Annotated in this window: 17 protein-coding genes and 1 riboswitch; of the genes, 2 read left to right on the top strand and 15 right to left on the bottom strand. The window is 38.9% G+C overall.

Annotated features, from left to right (window positions below; genetic code table 11):
• Nucleotides 1-6 precede the first annotated feature (6 nt).
• The 8 genes from addA to IHV11_RS10820 all read right to left on the bottom strand — a co-directional run bounded on the left by addA (nt 7) and on the right by IHV11_RS10820 (nt 13,006).
• Nucleotides 7-3,747 carry a helicase-exonuclease AddAB subunit AddA gene (addA, locus tag IHV11_RS10785; RefSeq protein WP_197194603.1) on the bottom strand — a complete coding sequence of 1,247 codons (3,741 nt, stop codon included), beginning with the start codon at nt 3,745-3,747 and terminating at the stop codon, nt 7-9.
• The gene (gene addB, locus IHV11_RS10790) at nt 3,744-7,247 is read right to left on the bottom strand and encodes a helicase-exonuclease AddAB subunit AddB (protein WP_197194604.1); all 3,504 of its coding nucleotides are present in this window, start codon (nt 7,245-7,247) and stop codon (nt 3,744-3,746) included. The genes addA and addB overlap by 4 nt, the downstream gene beginning before the upstream one ends.
• A 211-nt stretch (nt 7,248-7,458) precedes the next feature.
• Nucleotides 7,459-8,532 carry a GGDEF domain-containing protein gene (locus IHV11_RS10795; RefSeq protein ID WP_197194605.1) on the bottom strand — a complete coding sequence of 358 codons (1,074 nt, stop codon included), beginning with the start codon at nt 8,530-8,532 and terminating at the stop codon, nt 7,459-7,461.
• 68 nt (nt 8,533-8,600) lie between these two features.
• Nucleotides 8,601-9,551: a GGDEF domain-containing protein gene (locus IHV11_RS10800; RefSeq protein WP_197194606.1), complete on the bottom strand. Its 951-nt coding sequence runs from the start codon at nt 9,549-9,551 to the stop codon at nt 8,601-8,603.
• Between the two features lie 186 nt (nt 9,552-9,737).
• A riboswitch (cyclic di-GMP riboswitch) is annotated at nt 9,738-9,826 on the bottom strand.
• A gap of 78 nt (nt 9,827-9,904) precedes the next feature.
• Nucleotides 9,905-10,558, bottom strand: a complete 654-nt coding sequence (locus tag IHV11_RS10805) for a serine/threonine protein kinase (protein ID WP_197194607.1) — start codon at nt 10,556-10,558, stop codon at nt 9,905-9,907.
• Nucleotides 10,559-10,665: 107 nt separating this feature from the next.
• Complete coding sequence (locus IHV11_RS10810; protein WP_197194608.1) at nt 10,666-11,025, bottom strand: hypothetical protein; 360 nt, start codon at nt 11,023-11,025, stop codon at nt 10,666-10,668.
• A gap of 320 nt (nt 11,026-11,345) precedes the next feature.
• Complete coding sequence (locus IHV11_RS21425; protein WP_197194609.1) at nt 11,346-12,179, bottom strand: STAS domain-containing protein; 834 nt, start codon at nt 12,177-12,179, stop codon at nt 11,346-11,348.
• A 170-nt stretch (nt 12,180-12,349) separates the two neighbouring features.
• A complete protein-coding gene (locus IHV11_RS10820; protein WP_197194610.1) occupies nt 12,350-13,006 on the bottom strand; it encodes a peptidoglycan recognition protein family protein in 657 nt (218 codons plus the stop codon).
• A 274-nt stretch (nt 13,007-13,280) separates the two neighbouring features.
• On the opposite strand from IHV11_RS10820, the gene IHV11_RS10825 reads away from it, so the two are divergent.
• Together IHV11_RS10825 and IHV11_RS10830 are read left to right on the top strand one after the other, a co-directional pair.
• Complete coding sequence (locus IHV11_RS10825) at nt 13,281-13,718, top strand: MarR family winged helix-turn-helix transcriptional regulator (RefSeq protein WP_231620228.1); 438 nt, start codon at nt 13,281-13,283, stop codon at nt 13,716-13,718.
• A 70-nt stretch (nt 13,719-13,788) separates the two neighbouring features.
• Nucleotides 13,789-15,405, top strand: coding sequence for an MDR family MFS transporter (locus tag IHV11_RS10830; protein ID WP_197194611.1), 1,617 nt, complete (start codon nt 13,789-13,791; stop codon nt 15,403-15,405).
• Nucleotides 15,406-15,983: 578 nt separating this feature from the next.
• On the opposite strand, the gene IHV11_RS10835 is transcribed toward IHV11_RS10830, so the two are convergent.
• The 7 genes from IHV11_RS10835 to IHV11_RS10865 form a co-directional block, all read right to left on the bottom strand.
• Nucleotides 15,984-16,811: a GNAT family N-acetyltransferase gene (locus IHV11_RS10835; RefSeq protein ID WP_197194612.1), complete on the bottom strand. Its 828-nt coding sequence runs from the start codon at nt 16,809-16,811 to the stop codon at nt 15,984-15,986.
• Between the two features lie 103 nt (nt 16,812-16,914).
• On the bottom strand, nt 16,915-18,273 hold the full coding sequence (gene mgtE / locus IHV11_RS10840; RefSeq protein WP_197194613.1) for a magnesium transporter: 1,359 nt from the start codon (nt 18,271-18,273) through the stop codon (nt 16,915-16,917).
• A gap of 162 nt (nt 18,274-18,435) precedes the next feature.
• Complete coding sequence (locus tag IHV11_RS10845) at nt 18,436-18,837, bottom strand: DoxX family protein (protein ID WP_197194614.1); 402 nt, start codon at nt 18,835-18,837, stop codon at nt 18,436-18,438.
• Between the two features lie 151 nt (nt 18,838-18,988).
• Entirely contained in the window at nt 18,989-19,738 is a 750-nt protein-coding gene (map, locus tag IHV11_RS10850) for a type I methionyl aminopeptidase (RefSeq protein WP_197194615.1), read from the bottom strand.
• Nucleotides 19,739-19,817: 79 nt separating this feature from the next.
• Nucleotides 19,818-20,423, bottom strand: coding sequence for a TVP38/TMEM64 family protein (locus IHV11_RS10855; protein WP_144701277.1), 606 nt, complete (start codon nt 20,421-20,423; stop codon nt 19,818-19,820).
• 121 nt (nt 20,424-20,544) lie between these two features.
• Nucleotides 20,545-20,928, bottom strand: coding sequence for a hypothetical protein (locus IHV11_RS10860; RefSeq protein ID WP_197194616.1), 384 nt, complete (start codon nt 20,926-20,928; stop codon nt 20,545-20,547).
• 122 nt (nt 20,929-21,050) lie between these two features.
• Entirely contained in the window at nt 21,051-21,506 is a 456-nt protein-coding gene (locus tag IHV11_RS10865; protein WP_312035142.1) for a pyridoxamine 5'-phosphate oxidase family protein, read from the bottom strand.
• Nucleotides 21,507-21,553 lie beyond the last annotated feature (47 nt).

A 21,553-nucleotide genomic window follows, 5' to 3' on the forward strand; every position in this document is an offset into this window, starting at 1 on the left:
CCCTCCTTATTTCACTTGAAGAATGTGTCCACCATCAAAAAAGTAAAGATAACTTTCTTTAACAGGCTTTTTTAGTATTCTTTCAATAGCCTTTGCGTACAAATTAAGCTGCAACTCGTAACGGTTGAACAGGATGTCTCTTGCTCCTGTAAAGCCATTTGTAAAGCGGTTCGTGATTTTGTCTGTTTTATAATCAATCAGTATATAACCGTCTTCCTCTTCAATGAGACAGTCAATAACACCTTGTACGAGAACATACTCTTCTTCGCCGGTCCACTCTCTTTGAATTTCTGATATCGGGAGCGCTATACTAAACGGAATTTCTCTTTTTAAATTCTCGTTCTCTTTGATTCTCTCGCCAAGTGGTCCTTCCATAAACTCCTGGATTTGTGGAAGCTGGATATACTGAGCTTGTTCTCTTGTAAGCAGCTCTTTCGTTTCTATTTCTGCAAGCTGGTTTTGAAGAGAGTCTAGTGTAGCTGGTCTTCTAAAGTCAACATGCTGCATGACCATATGCATGGCTGTTCCAACTTCAGCAGCGTTCAACTGTTCTTCCTGCATAAATTTGGGCCGCTCGTGTATAGCTTGTTGGGCTGCTTTTACTAATTCGGTAGAACTATACTCATCAGCTTGATATTGTTTTTTAATTTCTGTAACAGATTGTTTAGAACGGGTATATGTTGATTGTTTATGTGTATAATTCCATTCCAGTCGCCGCTTAACTTCATCAAAATCATTCGTAACAAGATTCACCGTTTCATAGTTCTCTAGACGATTCAGCAGTTCTTCTTGTTTTTCTTTCTCTTCAACTTTCAACTCTTCATATTGACTCGCTTGCAGGACGGTAATCTTCCAATCTGTTTCATCCAGATAAACTTCACCTCTACCTCTTTCACTTGTTCCTAGCAGCGATAAAAGGGGGTCAGCGTTCTTATGGCGGATGACTGCTCTCCCGATCCAATCGAGATAACTCTTTACTCCAGCTCTTTCAAAGTCTGGTAGAATCCAATTTTCTTCATAAAGAGAATCACTCCACGCATCCACAGATTTTTCAATATCATTTACTGTGCCGACTAAATACAATTTTTCTTTAGCGCGTGTAAGAGCGACATATAGTACTCGCATCTCTTCTGCGATCAATTCCATTTTCTTTCTTCCCGCGATCGCAAGCTTCGGCAGTGTCGGATAGGCGATTCGGTACTCGGGATTTATATATTGAGTTCCTAGTCCTAGTTCTTTATGAAGAAGAACTTTTTCGTTCAGGTCTCTTGTATTGAACTGTTTATTGATACCCCCAACGAAAACGATTGGAAACTCTAGACCTTTACTTTTATGAATCGTCATTACACGAACTACATCTTCTTGCTCACCTAGCGCTCTTGCAGCTCCTAGATCTTTGCCTCGTTCCTGCATTCTTTCAATAAAACGAAGAAAGCGGAAAAGCCCTCGAAAAGATGTACTTTCATACATTTTCGCACGGTCATATAAAGCTCTTAAGTTCGCTTGTCGCTGTTTGCCACCCGTTAATCCGCCTACATAATCAAAATAACCTGTCTCTCGATAAATTTCCCAGATCAGGTCAGAAAGAGATCCTTGTCGCGCTTGATGACGCCATTTTTCCAATTGGTCTAAAAACGCAGAGACTTTCTCTTGAATTGCAGCATTTTCTCCTTCAGCACGATACAGTTCTACGGCTCCCAAATAATTATCTTGTTTTTGTTTCAATCTGATCACTGCAAGTTCTTCGCCTGTCATTCCGACTAGCGGCGAACGAAGAACGGCAGCAAGCGGGATGTCTTGCAGTGGATTATCGATCACTTTCAATAGTGACATCATGACATGAATTTCCGTCGCATCAAAATAGCCAGTTGAAAGTTCAGCATACGCAGGTATTCCTTGCTGTTTAAACTCTTCTAGTATGACTGGTGCCCATACGGAGGTTGCACGAAACAACATGACAATGTCTTTGTATTTTGCAGGACGTAATTTTTTCGTATGTTTATCAAGAACGAGATGAGGAGAATTATCCGCTGTTCCAACGATCTGTTTTATTTTTTCAGCGATGACTCTTGCCTCTAACTGAACGGTTTCAAGCTCAGACTTCTCTACTTCTCCACTCTCAAGACCTTCTTCATTTGTTACAGGCTGACTTTTATTAATAAGTAAAAGTTCTGGTTCATTTCCCTCTTGCTCAGGGTAATAAGTGGCACCAAGCTTTAATTCAGCATCATCGTTGTACTCAATTTCCCCTACTTTTTCGTTCATGATCTGTCTGAACAAATAGTTTGTAGCTTGCAAGATTCCATTTCTGCTTCTAAAGTTTTTGGCAAGGTCAATGCGTAATCCGTTTCCGCCTTCTTTCGTGAACTGCTTGTACTTGCTTAAGAAAAGAAGTGGTTCTGCTAGTCTGAATCGATAGATGGATTGCTTTACATCACCTACCATGAACATGTTTCCTGCTTCCTCATCCTTTGATACTAGGCGTACAATGGATTCTTGAACAAAATTCGTATCTTGATACTCATCGACTAGTACCTCTACAAATCTTTCGCGATATTCTAGAGCCGCTTCTGATGGAACCGGTGCATCCATCGTAGACCCTACACCTTTTAAAACTCCAAGGCAATAATGCTCAAGGTCACCAAAATCAACAAGAGACTTTTCCTGCTTTGCTTCCAAATAACGTTCACCAAACTTTTTCACCAAGGAAGAAAGCTCTTTTACGACTGGAGCCATCTCTTCGATATGAACGTTATACGAATCGGGGTGTCTTTCAAAATATTCTTCCTTTAATGCACTCGTCCGCTTTTTAATGTTGTCTCTCATAGCTTTTACTTTATTCTTCAGTTCTTCATCTACATCTTTCCCACGAATAGCCTTTAATTTCGGAGGCTCATAGGATTGAAACTCCTCATAAAGCTCACTCCAGCTATTCTTTGCACGAAGTAATCGTTCAATAAAGACGAGATCTTCTTGAAGTGTTTCTGCGTATGCAAGAGGTCCTCCTGAAAGCTCGCTCAGCTCTATCGCTCTTAATGCCAAAGAACGAAGCCCGTCTATATGTAGCGAGATATCAAAGAGAAGCTCTTTCGTCCAAGGAAGATCATCAATGCTTGCTGATTGTACCTGATATGTTTCTGCCATCTGGTCTAGCCAGCCGTTCGGATCAGGGTGACTTCGAGCAAAATCAAAGAGAGATAAGATCAATTTTTGGAGTTCTATATCATTTCGGTCAGAACTATAAGCATCGACCACTTGGTAGAAAATATGGTCTTCTCCCTTGCTATACTCTTCTTCAAATAAATCTTCTATCACTTCTTGGCGAATAAGTTCTGCTTCTGTTTCTTCTGCTACACGAAAGCCAGGATCGAGATTCGTTTCGTAATAGTGTTTACGAAGCACCTCAATACAAAAAGAATGAAGAGTAGAGATCGATGCTTTGTTTAACAAGTTAAGCTGTCTTCTTAAGTGTAGAGATGAAGGGTTTAAAGACAGCTCTTTATCGATTGCTTCTCCAATTCTTTTTCTCATTTCAGCAGCAGCAGCGTTTGTGAACGTAACGATAAGCAACCGATCTACATCAGCAATCTTTTCACGTATCATCGTGATGATTCGTTCGACAAGCACGGCCGTTTTTCCTGATCCAGCTGCTGCAGCAACGAGAACGTTTTCTCCTCTGGCTTGAATAGCCTGCCACTGTTCATCCGTCCAAGTGGCACCTTCTGGTTTTGGGATTAAAGTCTTCAATTGACAGTTCCTCCTTCCTGATGCATTTTTTCTAGGATGACGTCATCTTTTTCTGAACGAAGTTGACGGTATTGATTCTCTTCAAGGGTTTGATCAAACTGACAAACAGGCTTATATGAACAGAACGTACATGGTGTTTTTTTCTTCATCTCATATGGAGAGATATCGATCACTCCGTTTGTAATTCCTTCTCCACTCGTTACAGCCATCTTACGCGCATGATTACGCATCGTGTTAAACTGCTCACTTGAGGCGATCGAGGAATGTGACTTATGAAATCCTTTTTGAGTTAGAGCGACTGGAATGATAGAAGAACGCTTATCCATTGTACTGTCCATAAGTTGAACGGCCTCTTCTTCAGCAAGTACTAAACCTTTCATCTTAAACTTCTTTAACACTTCTTTTTCGATTTCTTCCACACTAAGCAGTTTCTTTTGACTCAATAGTGGGTTGTGTACATGGAAATACAGAACGCCTGCTGGAACGGATTTTTCACCAAGCCAACTTTCTGAATGTGTGACTGCAACGTCTAGATAAGTCAGCATCTGCAGAGCAATTCCATGATACAGCTCTGCCAAGTTGAGACCAGTTGAGCTTGATTTATAATCAATTACGCGCATAAGAAGTCCTTTTGAACTTTTTGCTGTATCAACACGATCGATACGTCCGATCACTTCCATAGTCGTTCCATTCGGCAATTTATACGTTAATGGCGGCAATGTTGCACCAGAAGCAAATGCTAGTTCAAGACCTGCAGGAGTGAACCCGCTCGCCTTTGCGTGCTGACTTAATATGTGAGAAGCTTTTCCGACTACTTCTTTTAGCTTTTTCTTGATATAAAGATGTCTATTAGAACTTAACAGAATCTCATGCTGAAGCTGTGGTGCCAAGAGTTCTACAATATCTCCTGCCAAACGATAACAGTCCCCTTTTGAAAGATCACTCCAGGCTACGCTTCTTTGCTGAAGCGAATCATTCATCTGTTTTAACGCAGCATGAAAAAGCTGTCCGATATCTGGAGCTTCAAGTCTGTACATTTGCCGTTCTTTAAGCTTCAGACCATACGACATGAACTGAGAGAATGGACATGATTGGAAAAGCTCCATTCTCGAGATGCTCGTTAAAATCTTATCACCATAAAGATCTCTTGATACAGATGAACTGAGAGGTGCTTCTCTATTAAAATAGAAGAGAGAAGACAGAGCTCGCTTTGCATAGAAATCATAATCCTTATCTCTGACCACCCAATTGTATACATCCCACCAAACGGAAGAAATCGGATAACCTTTTTTCCATTCTCTGAGCTGCGTACTTAAAAAAGATACACTCTTTATTGGATGCTGCACAAAATCCAAATCGTTTTGTAAAGCTGGTTCATTTTGATATAGTTCTTCCTTTAAATCAGGGAAAAGATCATGCAATCGCTGTATGACCATAGAAGGCTGCATCGTTTTCCCTTCCTCGTCTGCTAGGGCATATGAAACAAACAGATGATCACTAGCATTCGTTAAAGCCAGATAGATCATAAACTGTTCATCAAGCAGCTTTCTGCGTGCCGTCGGTGCTAGCACCACACCGTTTCGATCCAGAGCCTCTCTTTCATCTTCTGAAAGCAATCCATCGTCCTTAGGTTTTAACGGAATGATTCCATCGTTTACGCCAAGAACAAAATTCACTTTTACATCTGTGAAACGAGATCTTTCCATCGTTCCTACTAGTACTTGATCGAGAGAAGGAGGAACAAGAGCAAATTTAAGACTCTCAAGCCCTGTTTCAAGCATTTGCATCCACGTTTCTTTAGAAAGTTCTTCCTCACCAGTCAACTCTACCATCTCATCGAGGAGACCCAGAACCGCATTCCAAACTTGGCCATGTTCAGATGCTGACCGTAATTTACCTGCTGATTCCGCATGAAGTCTCAAGCGTTCAAGTTTCATCGGTACATTTAAATCCTCAAGATACTGATAAAGACTTTTACAATATTGGATGATACTTTTACTGTTTGATAGGTTTTTAGATAAACGACTCAAAGGAGATACAATCATGTCCCGCATATCGTTAATCAGCTGTTCTTTTTCATCATCACGAGTTGTCTTTCCAAAATCTTCTGCTTCGAATCCTCTAAATCTTTTATACTTCCAAGGTTTAGGATCTGTCCACCTTCTGCCTTGAATACCAAGTGCTAACACATAATTTTCAAGTTCATCCATACAACGTCTCATCTCAGAAGTCGTTTTTCTTATCTCATCAAGCGGATAGAGCATATCTGTTTTAACAGCTCGAAAAACGGCTTCATAGCGCCAATTCTTTAAGACAATATCTAGTGAAGAACGTATAAGCTCAATCAGTGGATGGTGAAGCATAGATTTTTTTTGATCAAGAAAAACAGGTATCTCATAATCTGTAAATACCGTTTCGATCAGTGTTTGATAACTACCAGCATTTCGGACTGTAACTGCGATATCGCGATACCTATATCCGTGGTCACGAACGAGTTCTGCGATTTTCCTTGCCGCTCCTTCAACTTCTGACCGAACATTGACAGCTGCCGCTACTCCAACACCTTCATGTTTGGAAGATGGTATGGACGGCCTTCGATCATACTGCTCTTCGATATGAGCGATAGCACTTGAATTAAACTTAGGCTTTTCATGAAGATAGATTGGTTCCTCAACGAATACACCAAGTTCTTTGGCCTGTGCTGTTAGCGTCTGAGCCGTCTTTTTTGTCATATAAAACAAATCTAGCTCATGAGGTTCTGACTCCGTAGTAAAAGATTCATCGACAGTGAGTGCAATGGTCACTTTTTTGGCGTGTGCCAGTAATCCCGCTATAACTTCAAGTTCTTGTGGAGTAAACGAATGAAATCCATCTATGTAAATTTCACTTTCATTAATGCTCTCGGATAAAGGAATCTTTGCTTGAAGCAAACGTAAATAATCTTCTGAATCTACATACTTCCCAATCAGTGCCTCATCCAAGGAGCTCGAAATGACACTCAGATCTGATAATTTATCCTGAAGCACTTTTTTATTATTTTCTTTTTGACCGAGAGAAAGCAGTGTTTCAGCATTCCACGAAAGATCTTCTGCACTAACACAATATCGTTTAAGTTCTGTAGTCATCAACTCAAGTAATTCGTAAAAACCACTTTGTTCAGAGGCTTTTCGAAAGATTTTAAGATCTTCTTTTTTATGCTCGACGATTTTCCGAAGCATCATCCTTATTCCAGTAGATGTGATGTGCATTCTTGTCAAACCACCGGTCTCACCAAGAATACGCCAAGCAAGCCTTGAAAAACTAAAGACTTGCGCACGCATCATTCCGGATAATTCTGGCGTTGATGCAAGCTTATACTCCGATTGAAAGGTCATCTGATCTGGTACAAGATAGATGATCGGATTTCCTGAAGGACGTTCTGTAAGTTCTCTTTGGATCTCCTTAAATACAGAGTGGGACTTTCCGCAGCCGGATCGTCCCAAAATAAATTGCAAACTCATTATGTTCATCCCCTGTTCCGCACTTGAATTCTAACTTCATTATCTCATAATCTACTATGACATCAAAGGCTACGACCTTTAAAAAGAAGCACATCCTCCTGGTAGTTATAGGATAGTTACGCAAACGAATAATATTGGTAAAAGGCACATACCATCATTTCGGGTAGACGAGAGTGCACCAAGGAACGAAAATCATAAAAAAGGAAAACCGCTATATTGATAGCTGATTTTCCTCCATTGTGACCGTATCCAATTTTAACGTATTTCTTCCTGCCGCCTTTGCTTCGTATAGCAGCACATCAGCTCTTTGAATCATTTGCGAAGGCTTCTCACCTTCTACATAACTCGCAATGCCATAACTAAGTGTAACAGGTAACTCATTATCACCTGATATATACGGAAAGGTTTCTAAATGCTTATTGATCGTTTCAATCGTATTTTTCACTTCTGTTCTGCATGTAGTATGGAGAATCCAGGCGAACTCTTCTCCACCGTAACGATAAGCTTCTCCTTCTTTTAAAGAAATGAAGCGTTTAAACGTTGCACCTACAAGCTTGAGCACCTCATCACCAATTAAATGGCCATGCTGATCGTTAAACATTTTAAACCGATCAATATCACATAATACAAGTGTAAAAGGTTTATTCTGTTTTGTTTTTTCCAATACGTCCTCTTGAAATTTCCGATGATTCAGCAAACCTGTTAAATAGTCTTGTTCAGATTGAAGCTGATACATATTCTTCTCGAAATAATATTGTCTTTCTTTTGAGGCAATCACACCGCCGTAAAAAGCGATCAACCATAAGAAGATGCTCTTCATTAAAAATTCAAAGGAAGAGAGCGTGTTCAAATACCCACTATCTCTTATAAAAAAGTAACAGAGAATGGTAAAACTCACTGTTCCTACTATAAAAGCGCCCTTTAACCTCCAATACAGAGCAGCATGGATAACGATTAGGTAACCAACAGCAACAAACGGACTATCAGCTCCACCAGTAAGCTGCATCAACCATGCATAAGCAAGACAATCAAAAACAATTCCACCTCTTGTAAAAACACGGTAGTACAGTGACGTCTCTGGCAATCGGTGTAATACAACTTGTGTGGATGTCATATATATAATGCCGATTATAAAAAGGATCGGAAAAGTTTCCGTTTCATAATTCAAGACGCTTGATATAGGTTGATAATAAAAAACAGGTATACAAAGAATTAAAAAGAACCACCGTAACAAAGATGATATGGTTTCAGAACGGTGTTCCGTAATCGTAAATGAATCTTTCATGCATTCAACTTCCTTTACGTTATACGATCTGCGAAAAACATAGCAGAAAGGCCCATTATTTTACATGATCAAATCAGTGATTTATTCTCACTTCTAGCTCTTTTGTTCGTGTACATACGCTCATCAGCAAGCTGCAGGTAATAGTCTATGTTTTCGCATGCATCTGCAAGTAATTCTATTGCACCATACGCTAATGAGATGGATTCATTCCAAACGATAAGCTGACTCTCTAGTTTTTCAGTTAAGATGTATGCTTCATCTTCATTAATTCCTGGTAAGAGAAAAACAAATTCATCTCCACCGAATCTAAATCCAGAGAACAATTTTAGTCGCTTTGAAAGTTCTGCGATCTGCTGAAGTATCTCGTCACCCGCGTGATGCCCTAGCTCGTCATTGATTAATTTAAAGTTATTGATATCAAACATGACAAGTGTAAGAGGAAGCTTAAGTCTATTTGCCTTTTCTAGCTCCTTTTCTAAACAATCATAAAAGTAACGACGATTATACAGATTTGTTAATGGATCACGAATGCTAATCTCCTTAAGATCTTTAAACTGTTGAGAAGAGAAACCGCTTAGAAAACCTGTAACAGCATGGTGAGAAATCCGGTTCCAGCGATCTAACATAAATAGTTGTATCACTAACGGCTCGTTGGACGTTGCTTTTTTTACTTCAAATAAAACGGATTCACTAATACTCGTTGTAAAACACGCAAGTGCTTGATGAGGAATTCGTTGATGCCTTAAAAAATGAATACCTGATCGAAACGCTTTCTGCTCTCCTTGTTTTAAAAAGGATTTAAATCGTTCTTCTTCTAAAAACACTGCATGCACAATCCCGCGTAAAAATTTCTCTAGTATCTTCTCGTATTGCTCAACAAAACCGTTTAGAAACGTATGAAAGTCTTCATTTTTTCTTAGATGTTCTTTGTGTGTATGTATCATGGCTGGAATAGACTTCATAAATTCTGGTAACAAGTTTCTTTTGAGTGCGCGTAAGTCTAGTTGGAAGTTTTCCATTCTACAACCCCTCAAATCCCTCAAAAATTACATACAAAAAGCCATCACCTAATAAAGGGAATGGCTTCAATTTATGTTTTAGATACTTTTAACCTCTATGGAACACATTATTCCTGCAGAGAAACTACAAAATACGAGAATAAAGCTTCATAGAAACGCTTGTGTCTAAACACGAGTCCGTTTCCCTTTGGCAACCGGCTGCCATTGCATGTTCACCATACTTTAGGCCCATAGCTTTGCGTCCCAGCTTTTCAACTGGTTTGCCCTTAATAACAAAGGTTTCTATTGATTTATAGTTATTATATCCTACTAAGGTAATTTGTGCCAATGATTTTAATAGTTCTTTAATCCTATTATTTTAGGCTTTGTTTTTTGGATATTTTTAACTTTCTATAGTACCTATACCCAATCCTTACTCCATTCAAAACAATATAAGGAATCTTTATTGGAAAGTAATACAGCGTTTTCTTGTAAAATGTAAAATAAGCTTTCCTCAAATCTTTCCATTTCCTGCAAGTTTCGTATCGGCTAAAATCAGATACGTCTACAATAATTCCTGTATTATTGGATATCATGACATTTTTTCCATGTACATCGTTAGGAAACAATCCTTTGTCTTTTGCATGCCTCACTGCTTCATCGATGTCATAAATCACATTTTCAGGAATTTTAACACCTTTATGCACACAGTCGTACAGAGTCATTCCCTCAATACGTTTTAAGATTAAAAAACGTTGTTCGGAATAATAACAAACAGAAAATCCAGGGTGTGTTCCTAGTCGATCATAAACCTTTTTTTCCTCTAACAATCCATGCTCATCCCTGCCGTAAATCTTAACTACATATGCTGGATGATCAGGATGTGAAAACACCGCTGCATAGTTCCCACAGCCCAGCATCTGCCAAGGGTGTGGTGTATTCACCGGACATACCGGATCAAATGGGCTGCGGCTTTCAATCATTATTTCTCTGTTCAATTGTCTAGCTAGCTGGATAAAGTGTTCCATAAGGTTCCTCAATTCAAATTCTAATCCTATTATCATCATCTTATGTTTCTGCAATACGTTCATTGTATACAGATGTTATCGAAAATGAAACTGGCATGCTTTATCCATTATTTTACGGTCACTTGTAGATAAGAAAGCATAAGTGTTTCTGCTTTGTTTTTTAGATGAATGTTTGGAAACCTCATAATTTCACGATAACCCCTAATAAAGATTTCATATTCTGTAATATCTTCCTCACGGCGTGCATCCATAACTTTAATTCTTCTTTTTCTCAATTCAATTCGTACATCAAATAGATCTTTGCTGATTTGATTCATAATTTGTTCTACTAATGCAACGTATGGCTGTCTCAATTTAAATGGAGAGCCGCAAATAATCTGCAGATCGCGATTAAACACTGTAAGTAAAATCGGATACATCACAAATTTTTCAATAAGCGAACGCTCTTCTTCGCTTCCATATTGCACGACAATCCCCCCAATCTCAAGAAGACAAAAAACGTGAATGTAAGGATAATATGTTTCTTATGTGAAAACTTCGAATCTGCTTTTTTGCCGAGCAGTATCCCTTTATTGTATGACCGTCGAAAGAGTATGGAATTACAAAACGGTGCGAGATATCACCTTTTTGCGAGAGGTAGATCATTTCTATTCCAACCCGTTCTTGAATGCATCTCATTAATAAGTTAGTCATGAAGCAACCTCCTTTTTTATATTATATGCGAACAAACGTTCTTTTTATACTAGAAAAAAATACCTGCCTTACTTAAGAGGCAAGTATTTGTGGTTTATTTATTTTTTTGAGGTCGAATCCCCATTGCTTCAAGCTCCTGATACAAGTTTCCAGCAATTGAAAATCCTTCGAAACTAATTCCTAGCGAAACGACAGTCTGAGCAAGTTCAGGACGCATCCCGCTTAAGGTTACATTTACACCTAAAAGCTTAAGAGAATTTATTACCTTAAATAAATTATGAGCGACCATCGTATCAATCACGGCTACACCAGATAGATCGATAAATAGATGTTCAATCTGTAATTCCATGCATTTTTGAAGAGAAGTTTCCATAATTAACTTAGAGCGATGCGTATCAATCGTTCCTACAAGCGGGAGAACCGCAACCGCTCTTGTCAGCCTGACAACGGGAACAGACAACTCTTCAATTGCCTCTCTAGCCAATCCAAGTACACGATTATTATTCTCAACATATGCGACACTAAAAGCATGGACCGTTTCATCTAGAAATGGGTCGATGATAGAGGCGGCTTTCAAAATGGTTTCAACGCTGAATTTTTCATTACTAATTTCGTTACGTATGAAATCCCAAAGCACCATTCTATAGTATCTGGTACTGCTTAATGCTTTGTCCAGCGGAACTTCATGCTGAACAGCAAGCTCGCCATTTTTTCTTCCCCAGTTAATAAAATGTTCTTGTGATGTTTTCTTATCTTCGTAAAGAGCTTTTCCAAAGTATGAAAATAGTTCTCCACGGAGGTTTAACACAAATTCCGTTTGCTCTGTAGGATGCTCACCAAGTGATACGCGCACCTCATCAATTTTCTTTGATAGATCATATTTATGCTCAATGATTTTTTTACCTAATACCCTCAATTGTTGCTCCATGTTCTACTGCTTCCCCCTATGTACACAAAAAATGGCATACCTCCAACTTATTTACCATTAATTTGTGTACTTAAAACCTATTCTCACAAAAAAATAGCCTGCCGATCGGAAAGCGAGCGACCTGGAATCAAAAATCAACACATCGCAAGGCTGTTTTGCCATATATTGTTTTAAGAGTGATCAATATGAACAGCAAATCCTGCAGATTTAGCTTTTCGAGAAAGGTTTTCGGCATTCTCTCTAGATGTGAATGCCCCAATCTGCACCTTATAGAGCTTTTCTTCTGCAGTGACAAGTTCTTTAAACTCGTTCTGGTTAACAACAAACTTTTTTAGCTCATACTTAACATCCTCAATGAAAAATGGAAATGTTTTATCATATTGATGAAAACAGTTTAAAGGATCTGTCCTTCTTTTTGGGTCTAGCTGAAAGTGCCCTTTTATGGCCCGCGCAGGGTCCCATTGGTACATCTCACATAAATACGCAAAAAACCATACATAACGGCTGTAAGCTTTGTTAAAATCTATGGAAGGTCCATAGCATAACTCTACACCAATCGCCCATTCATTAGCATCCGATACGTCAGAGCGAACGTGCCAAGCTTTTTCTTGCAATGGAATGATCATCAATATCTGTTTATCATCTATGAATACGTGTGCAGAAGCCTCTAGTTGTCTGCTATTGAAATATTTATGGTTCTGTTGAGCCGAAGAGTTAGGGTTACCAGTATCGTGCGCAACCGCATAGCGTGGTATACGATTACCTCCTGGACGCTGCTTCCAATCTTTCTTAATAAGTTTAGTTGTAATCTGATACTTTACTTTCATACCAACACCTCCCATTTATTTAAATTAGAAGTGTTTGTTTATACAAAAAAAGAGCCATTACGGCTCATTTTTTTACATTCCACCTGGTTGTGATTGTGTTGTGATTGCCCAAACCCAGTAAGCTGCTCCGATCAAAAATCCAAAGCCTAAAAGCACAAAAAATAATGTTGAATTTTTCATAATCCGTGTCTCCCCAAACCTTTTGCTTTCTTTCTTATTAAATATAAATTATCATATACTAGTAGAAGAAGAAACAAAAAGCAAGGGTGTTAAAATGAAAAATAGAGAACAAACCCCATTAAGAAATGATTTAGAGCGCGAATTGGAAATGAGTTTACGCAGACTTTTTCGCACGTTAAGAAAAGGTTTGAACGAAGTGTACTCAGATTATATCCCAAGCAATGAGTTTGCAGTTCTTCAGACTTTATTTATTCAAAGTCCTCTGATGGCTTCCGAAATCGCAAACGAATTAAAAGTTTCATCAAGCCATATTACCGCGGTTACGGATCGGCTTGTTGGAAAGAATTATATTCAGCGTGTACGATCAGATTCAGACCGTCGGATCGTCTATTTGGAAATTACTGAAGATGGTAGAGAAATTGCACGAAAAATGGATAACATTAAAAATAACTACCTAGAAAAAAAGTTTGCTGCTTTAACAGATGGAGACATAAAACGAATGATAGAATCTTCAACAAAACTGCTTGATTAATAGAGCAGTTTTCTTTTTAACGAATAATTCACATTGTGAATTATTTACAACATGAATAGGAGGATGATGCATGGAACATCTTGAAATGCGGCGGAAAGTTATTATCATGCTTTCCATCATGTCTGCTATGCTTTTTGCTGCGTTAAACCAAACAATTGTTGGTACGTCCTTACCAAAAATCATTGCTGATCTTGGAGGAATAGAATACTACAGCTGGGTTTTCACGATTTTCATGCTCACTTCAAGTATCACTGCTATTTTAGTTGGAAAACTATCAGACATTTACGGAAGAAAGCCATTTATCCTTTTAGGGATTGGAGTGTTTACGGCAGGTTCGCTTTTATGCGGCATATCCGGAAGCATCCTTGAGCTCATCTTATACAGAGGTATTCAAGGCTTTGGAGGCGGTATGATCATGTCAACTGCTTTCACAGCAGTTGGCGATCTATTTCCACCTCGCGAACGCGGCAGATGGCAAGGAATTATGAGCAGTGTTTTCGGTTTAGCTAGCGTATTTGGTCCTACATTAGGCGGATACATCGTCGACCACTTTCATTGGCACTGGGTATTCTGGATCTTTCTTCCCTTTGGCCTCGTCGCTTTTGCTGCTATCTACTTTTTATTTCCTTCTGTACAAAGAAAAGAGAAAGAATCTATTGATTACACAGGTTCTCTGCTACTAACGTTAACAATGGTTCCTCTTCTCCTTTCATTCACCTGGGCAGGAAATGAATACGATTGGGTATCTCCAGAGATCATCGGACTTTTCACTGTAACGATCGTAGCTTTCTTTTTGTTTGTGCTAACAGAAAAGCGTGTATCAAGTCCTGTACTACCACTTGATATGTTCAAAAATAAAGTGTTCACCGTTTCTAATATAATCGGATTCTTTTTAGGAGCAGGCATGTTTGGATCCATCATGTATATGCCTTTCTTTATACAAGGAGTGATGGGAACATCTGCTACTAAATCAGGATTTGTAATGATGCCATTAACACTTGCCATGGTTGCAGGAAGCACGATAAGTGGGCAGATTATAACTAAGACAGGCAAGTACAAGAAATTGGCTATGCTTGGATTGTTCATCATGGTCAGTGGTATGACAAGCATGCATTTTATGGATACGCAAACGACTAATTCGACAGCAATCATGAATATGATCCTCGTAGGTTCAGGACTTGGAATCGCGTTTCCCATCTTCACCTTAACTGTGCAGAACGCAATTGAACATAAATATTTAGGTGTTGCGACCTCTTCTGTTCAGCTGTTCAGACAGCTTGGTGGTACGATTGGTGTTTCAATCATGGGAAGTGTTATGAATAACTCTCTAGCCGATCACTTTAACAAAGAGTCCCAAAAGTTAGTCGCCTCTTCTCCCAGTGTTACACCTGAGATGAGCGAGCAGATTAAAGAGCTTGCAAATCCTCAAGTGCTGCTGAACCAAGAAGCTGTTTTAGAAAAATTTAGTGCTTTACCACCGGAATCGTTAAACGTTATTAAACAAGTACTTGGGATATTGCGTGAGTCATTGAGTCATGCTTTAAACGGCGTTTTCTTAACCGGCGCAATCGTTATTGGCACTGCATTCATATTAACCTTCTTCTTCTTAAGAGAAATACCACTAAGAACTTCAAATGAAGAAAAGAATGCCTCAAGTGAACAAGCCGAAGAAAGGAAGCTTGGTTAGTTAACAAAAGAAAAGGCTGTTTTCGTAAACTTTGTTGCTTTTGGAAGTGTTGATTTCCGTTCCAGGCTGCTCGCTTTCCACGGGGCAGGCGCTGAGCCACATTCGTACGTTTCACTCTTAAGTGGCTCAGCTGTCTAGTTGCAGTGGCTAGCCCCTCGAGGTCAAAAGTTTAACGGTCAAGAAGGCAAAGTGCGCCTTCATGGCCCATTCAACTTTTGCTTTTCGGGGCTGAACGAGCCACTTCCACTTTTCAAACTGCCCGCCTTAAGAAGTTTCTTGCTCCTGCGTCTACAAGTGATGCTTGGTAGTAAGCTTCCTCGTCGCATGCCTTGCATGGAGTATCTCAGGTGGTAGGCACACACCTTCCACTTCAATCAATTATCAAAGGTGACAAAGAGTTTAAAGCAACAATCTTTTAGAAAAGTGCCAAAGAGAAAGACGGCAGAATCGCTAGAGTTGATTCTGCCGTCTTTTTTTCGCTATTGGGCACATCATTCTTCGGGCTGCCCTCAACGTCCTAGCCGAGAGTTACGCATCTTCACTTCATTCAATTGTCAGAGGAGAAAAAGATTTGAAAGTTATTTCACTACTTCTTGGTTTTTTTGGGTTTCTGTTGTTTGGACTGAATAGTTCATACTCCAAAATCCAATATCTTTAAAGCCTAAACGCTTATATATCGACCCTGCTTTAGGATTATCATAGAAAAGACAAAGCGTTTTCCCTTCAGCTAGAATATCGTAGCATAGCGCTTCCATACAAAGTGAGGCATACCCTTTGTTTCTTTTTTCAGGGTGTGAACAAACGCCGACAATCATCGCTGATAATGAATTTTCAGCCGTAGAGGATGCACAAGAAACAACGGTATCCTCTTCTCTAATAAAATAAGTGCGCCCTGTTTTGGTGGATAATGCTTGCTCCAAGCTTTCTTTAGCTGTTTTTCCAATTGAGAATTCTTTGATCAAATATTTTAATTCCATGAGGCTATCAACATCTTTAAGCTCTGCTTGTAAGATGCTTTCTCTTGATATATTTTTCTTTAATGATGTTGCATCTTTTAGCTCAGCAAAATACAGTTCTTTTGTTCGCTCAAACTGTAAATAAGGAGTAAACTGCTCCGTGATTTCCTTTTTACCAGAAAGCATCTCATAACTTTTATCTTTATTGATAATCTCTGAGAATGCTTTTGCATTAATCCCCCCTTTGGCGTAAGGAAGGTAGTTTCCTTTATAACGAAGAAGAATTCCTGTGATCGCTCCGTTCTCTTCAACATCTGCCCAGATGTCTTGAGAATCTGTTTCATAACCAAAATTCTCAATATCAGCGATGATGAATAAGTTTAGCGCAGGTTCTGCACTCAAATAGTTCATAACTTTTTCATGCCACGTTTGATCCATCTTAACTATCATCTCTATACTCCTCCTTATTTTGTTTAATTGTATCCGCGAATTGGAAAAATGCAACATTTTTTTCAAAAATAAAAAACCAGTCAGAAGACTGATTTTCTTATTTCTATAGAAGATGAGACAAAAACATTGTTGCTGTACCAAAGTAAACCAAGAGTGAAAAAATATCATTCAATGTTGTGATAAGAGGTCCCGACGCTACCGCTGGGTCAATCTTAAATCTGTATAGCAATAACGGAATAAGCGTTCCAGCAAGCGTTCCAATTATTAATGTGAAGAACAAGGAACTGCCCACAACAAGCCCCAATATTAGATTGCCTTTCCATAAGAAAGCCACGATTGAGATTAAAATTCCGCATGTAATTCCTATAATAAAACCAACACCAAATTCTCGGAGTATTAATTTCATAATGGTCGGCCGATCGATGTCATGCGATACAAGTCCACGAACAACTACTGCAAGTGACTGTGTGCCTGTATTTCCTGTCATACCTGCAATCATTGGCATAAAGTACGTAAGTGCAACTGCGCGTTCAATCGTGCCTTCAAACGTGCTAATGATACTACCGGATAAGATACCAATAAAAAGAAGTAAAATAAGCCAAGGTAGTCTTCTATAGGAAGCTACAAGAGCACTCGTCTGAAAATCAATGGATTTACCTGTTGCCGATAACTTCTCGATGTCTTCATTCGCTTCTTCAATTAATACATCGAGGACATCATCGACTGTAACAATCCCGATCAAACGATCATGTTCATCTGTTACAGGGACAGCTATAAAGTCATAGCGCTCAATGGTACGCGCTACTTCTTCTTGGTCTGTCTCTGCAGGTACGGAGATAACCCTGCTGTACATGATTTCCTCGATCTTCTCATCCATCTCTGCTAATAACAGATCACGATAAGAGACAACACCAACAAGCCTTCTATCATCATCAATTACATATAAGTAATAAATATTCTCTGCAAACCCGGCAAATGTCTTTAGCTTTTCAACCGCATCTCTGACTGTATACACTTGCGGAATCCATACAAACCGATTAGTCATGATTCCACCAGCGGTATCTGAATCATACTGCATAAGACTTTGAACCGTCTTCGATTCATCTGCTTTCATGGAAGACAGAAAATCTTGGATCTCATTAACATCCAAGTTGCCGAGAAGATCGGCCAAATCGTCATTCTCCATTAAGTTCATGATGTGAGATGAGCGCTCAATGCCAAGTTTGTTCAGAATTTCCATCTGAAGGTCACTTTCTAGCTCTTGAATCAAGGAAGCGATCTGTCTTGTGGTTAAAAACGTAACAAACTTATGTCTGTGCTTTTCCGGCAAATTTTTATAAACATTTGCGATATCATACGGGTGAAGTTCATCGATTAAGAGCTGAAATTCTTTTTTTCGTAACTCTTTTAAGTTTTTTATGACATATAATAATATCTGGTTCTCTGACATCTCTTTAAACAAGGAACGTCACCTCCTTATAAAAGTACTTCACCATTATAAGTGATTTTTCTAACTGTGACTATGGTATCGTATTGAATCTTTTCTTCTGATCTTAATTACTTAGGCAAAAGAAAAAACCACTTAGCATAAAGTGGTTTCGTCATTTTTGTTCTGTATTCAGTTCTATTTTAACCAAAGGTGATCCAAAGAATAATCTCCTGCACCTGTTAAGGCGACTCCTATCACTACTGCGATTAAGACTAGGTTAAACTCATAGCCGTTCGAAGTTACCCAGAACCCGTTCTGCAAGTGAACTTTAACTGCAGCCACAAGCATCGTTCCAGCGATCAGCACAGCACCAATTTCGGTGAACAAACCTGCGGCAAACAAAAGTCCTCCGCCAAATTCAGCCAGACCTGCTAATAGAGCCATCGTATAGCCTGGTTTAATACCGATAGATTCCATCCAGCCTCCAGTTCCTTTTAATCCATAACCGCCGAACCACCCAAACAACTTTTGAGCTCCATGTGCTGCTAATGCTAGACCTACTACTAATCGAATAATCAGTAATCCTAATGATAACATCCCTATCCCTCTTTCTCTTCATGAATTTAACTTACTTTATGTTAGTATATTACAATGAGCAACTTGTCTATGTCAAGTTACTTTAAAAAAATAACCTTAAGAGCAAAAAAAATTACCGCTCTTCTTTAAAGAATATGCGGCAATGTTTATTTTAAGCTTGTTCTGTTAAAATAATTGGTCCCTCTTTTGTAATGGCAACAGTATGTTCATATTGTGCTGAAAGACTTCCATCATAAGTGACGGCGGTCCAACCATCCTCCAATAAACTAACGTGCGGCCGCCCTCCATTGAGTATAGGTTCAATGGTTATGACCATACCCTCTTTTAAAGTGATTCCTGTGTTACGCTCTCCAACATGGTGAACTTGAGGCTCTTCGTGTATGGAGCGACCTATACCATGCCCAATAAACTCTCGAACAATCGAATAGCCCTTATTCTCCGCATAAGATTGAATCGCATGACCGATATCACCTATACGATTACCAACCCGAGCTTGTTCTATCCCCTTATATAGTGCTTGTTTAGTTGTTGCCAACAAAGCACGAGACTTTTTAGAAACCTTTCCTACTTCATATGACCAAGCGGAATCAGCCAGCCATCCATTTAAATTCACAACAAAATCAATCGTTACGATATCTCCGTCTCTTAACGCATTTTTATTTGGAAGCCCGTGACATACTTCATCATTTACAGAAGCACATGTCGCAAAAGGATACCCCATATATCCTTTTTGAGCAGCTTTTGCTCCGTGAGCTGTTAAAAAACTTTCAACAAACTGATCAATTTTAAATGTTGTTGTTCCAGGTATAACAAGCTTGCTTAATTCTCTGTGACATGAAGCAAGCAGCCTTCCCGCTTCTTGCATCTTTTCAATCTGCTTTTGTGACTTAATCTTAATCAATACAAAGTCTCCCTTCCTCTTTTTAACTATATTCAAGGAAAAAGATCTTCGTGAAAGTAAAAAAGCACCTGGCGTTTTATCACGCCCGATGCTCTGATTCTTTAAGTCTTGATTCGACTATTTTTCCACCTAGCCACAATACAAATATGCCAAAAGCAATCATCCCAAGTTTTAAAGGACTTTTCAACACATCGATAAAATCATACCCGATAAAAGAAACGATCGCGATCATCACCAATTTACCGAGAGTTAATGCAAGCAAAAAGGTTTTAATATTTATCCTCGATAATCCGCCTACAACATTTACTAGAGCGGAAGGAGTAAACGGAAAACAATAAATAAGAAATAGCATACCAAAACCATGCCTCTCTACCCAGCCTAGCATTCGTGTAGTGTTTGTATGCCTGTTTAAGAAATTCAAAAAACGCTTTTGTCCATACCGCCGTACTAGCAAGAATACGATGATAGAACCTACGCAAACCCCAATCCATGAATAGAGAAAACCTAACCAAAATCCGTATGCTGCTGCATTTCCCGCTACAAAGATAAAGAGCGGAAGAATCGGCAGAAATGATTCAAGCATAGGCAGCAATATTCCTGGCAAAAAACCTAGATCTTTGTATTGATCAAGCAGCTCTAATATATTTTTTTCAGTAAAATAGCGTTCCCAGTTTCGCCAGTCCATCCATCGTTCACCCTTTTCTTCCTCATACCCTCATCGTTGCCACAGTTAACTTGTTTAAAACCGACTTTAGGAAAAACAAGGAGTTAATCATTTAATTTTATCACAAAGAGACAAAAGTTCACTATTTGCTTAACGTATTTGAATGTGTTTTATCACTTTTTTGTCCTACAATAAATCCACAGCAGCATACGGAGATAAATGAGAATAATGGAGACAAAATAATTATAACCTGTACTCCTTTTGTTTCTGCGTCAACCGGAAACAAAAGACCATACATAACTACTGTCCCGTGAATTAAAATTCCCACAACAGCCAACAGTTTGTTTATCCACCCAATATTAAAGCGGTTTAACGCACATAAAAATGCAGCAATCCCCCACAGCAGAAGAAAATATCCCCAAACGTTCAATCCATCAGTTGTTTCCACAAGACTCGTGATCTGCAAGATGCCTACAAACATTGAAATTAGACCAGATAAGAAAAACAATCTGTATACGATAGGCATGTGATCTCCTCCTTGTTTTTTCATGACTTCCTTTCTAAGAACAAATCTATAAATAAACAAAAAACCGCCACAACATAATGTTTTGACGGTTTGTATGATTCTTCTAGTTGTAGAAAGCCACCTTATTTCATTAGAGCGTCATACACTTGTACATCTAACTCTTTCGCTTTCTTTTCATTATACGTTTTTTCATAAACAGGTTCTTGGACGATCTTTGCACCCCAGAACATGCTTTCAAAAACATGATCAATTTCCACTTCAATCTTCGCAAGCTTTAATGGTACACCTTCCATGGTATCTTGAAGTATATTCGCTCTTCCATTAATAGAATACACCGTTTCAAGCCCTACCACCGTAAGGACCACATTTGGATTATCTTTAATGTTTGTTACGATACGTGAATTGTTCGTAACCGTAAATCGAATCTTTTCTTTTGACAAGCTCTTTACCCAAGATATTGCGTTAACAGATGGAGCTTTCGTTTCTACGTCAACGGTTCCTAAGAGGACAAGCTGTTCGCCTTGCAGGTGTTCAAACAATTCTGGACTTAATGCTGTCGGAATTTCTTGTTTTGCCACATGATCGCCACCTTTTAGAAAAATTATGTATGTTCCCTATTTTACCA

The organism is Fictibacillus sp. 26RED30 (genome assembly GCF_015903845.1).
GTDB classification, from domain to species: Bacteria; Bacillota; Bacilli; order Bacillales; family Fictibacillaceae; genus Fictibacillus; species Fictibacillus phosphorivorans.

Coding starts and splice junctions, on each gene's coding strand:
- addB (WP_197194604.1), bottom strand. CDS start 7,247: ATGAGTTTGCAATTTATTTTGGGACGATCCGGCTGCGGAAAGTCCCAC.
- IHV11_RS10795 (WP_197194605.1), bottom strand. CDS start 8,532: ATGAAAGATTCATTTACGATTACGGAACACCGTTCTGAAACCATATCA.
- IHV11_RS10800 (WP_197194606.1), bottom strand. CDS start 9,551: ATGGAAAACTTCCAACTAGACTTACGCGCACTCAAAAGAAACTTGTTA.
- IHV11_RS10805 (WP_197194607.1), bottom strand. CDS start 10,558: ATGGAACACTTTATCCAGCTAGCTAGACAATTGAACAGAGAAATAATG.
- IHV11_RS21425 (WP_197194609.1), bottom strand. CDS start 12,179: ATGGAGCAACAATTGAGGGTATTAGGTAAAAAAATCATTGAGCATAAA.
- IHV11_RS10820 (WP_197194610.1), bottom strand. CDS start 13,006: ATGAAAGTAAAGTATCAGATTACAACTAAACTTATTAAGAAAGATTGG.
- IHV11_RS10825 (WP_231620228.1), top strand. CDS start 13,281: ATGAAAAATAGAGAACAAACCCCATTAAGAAATGATTTAGAGCGCGAA.
- IHV11_RS10830 (WP_197194611.1), top strand. CDS start 13,789: ATGGAACATCTTGAAATGCGGCGGAAAGTTATTATCATGCTTTCCATC.
- IHV11_RS10835 (WP_197194612.1), bottom strand. CDS start 16,811: ATGATAGTTAAGATGGATCAAACGTGGCATGAAAAAGTTATGAACTAT.
- IHV11_RS10845 (WP_197194614.1), bottom strand. CDS start 18,837: ATGTTATCATTAGGATTACTGATTATTCGATTAGTAGTAGGTCTAGCA.
- IHV11_RS10855 (WP_144701277.1), bottom strand. CDS start 20,423: ATGGACTGGCGAAACTGGGAACGCTATTTTACTGAAAAAAATATATTA.
- IHV11_RS10860 (WP_197194616.1), bottom strand. CDS start 20,928: ATGCCTATCGTATACAGATTGTTTTTCTTATCTGGTCTAATTTCAATG.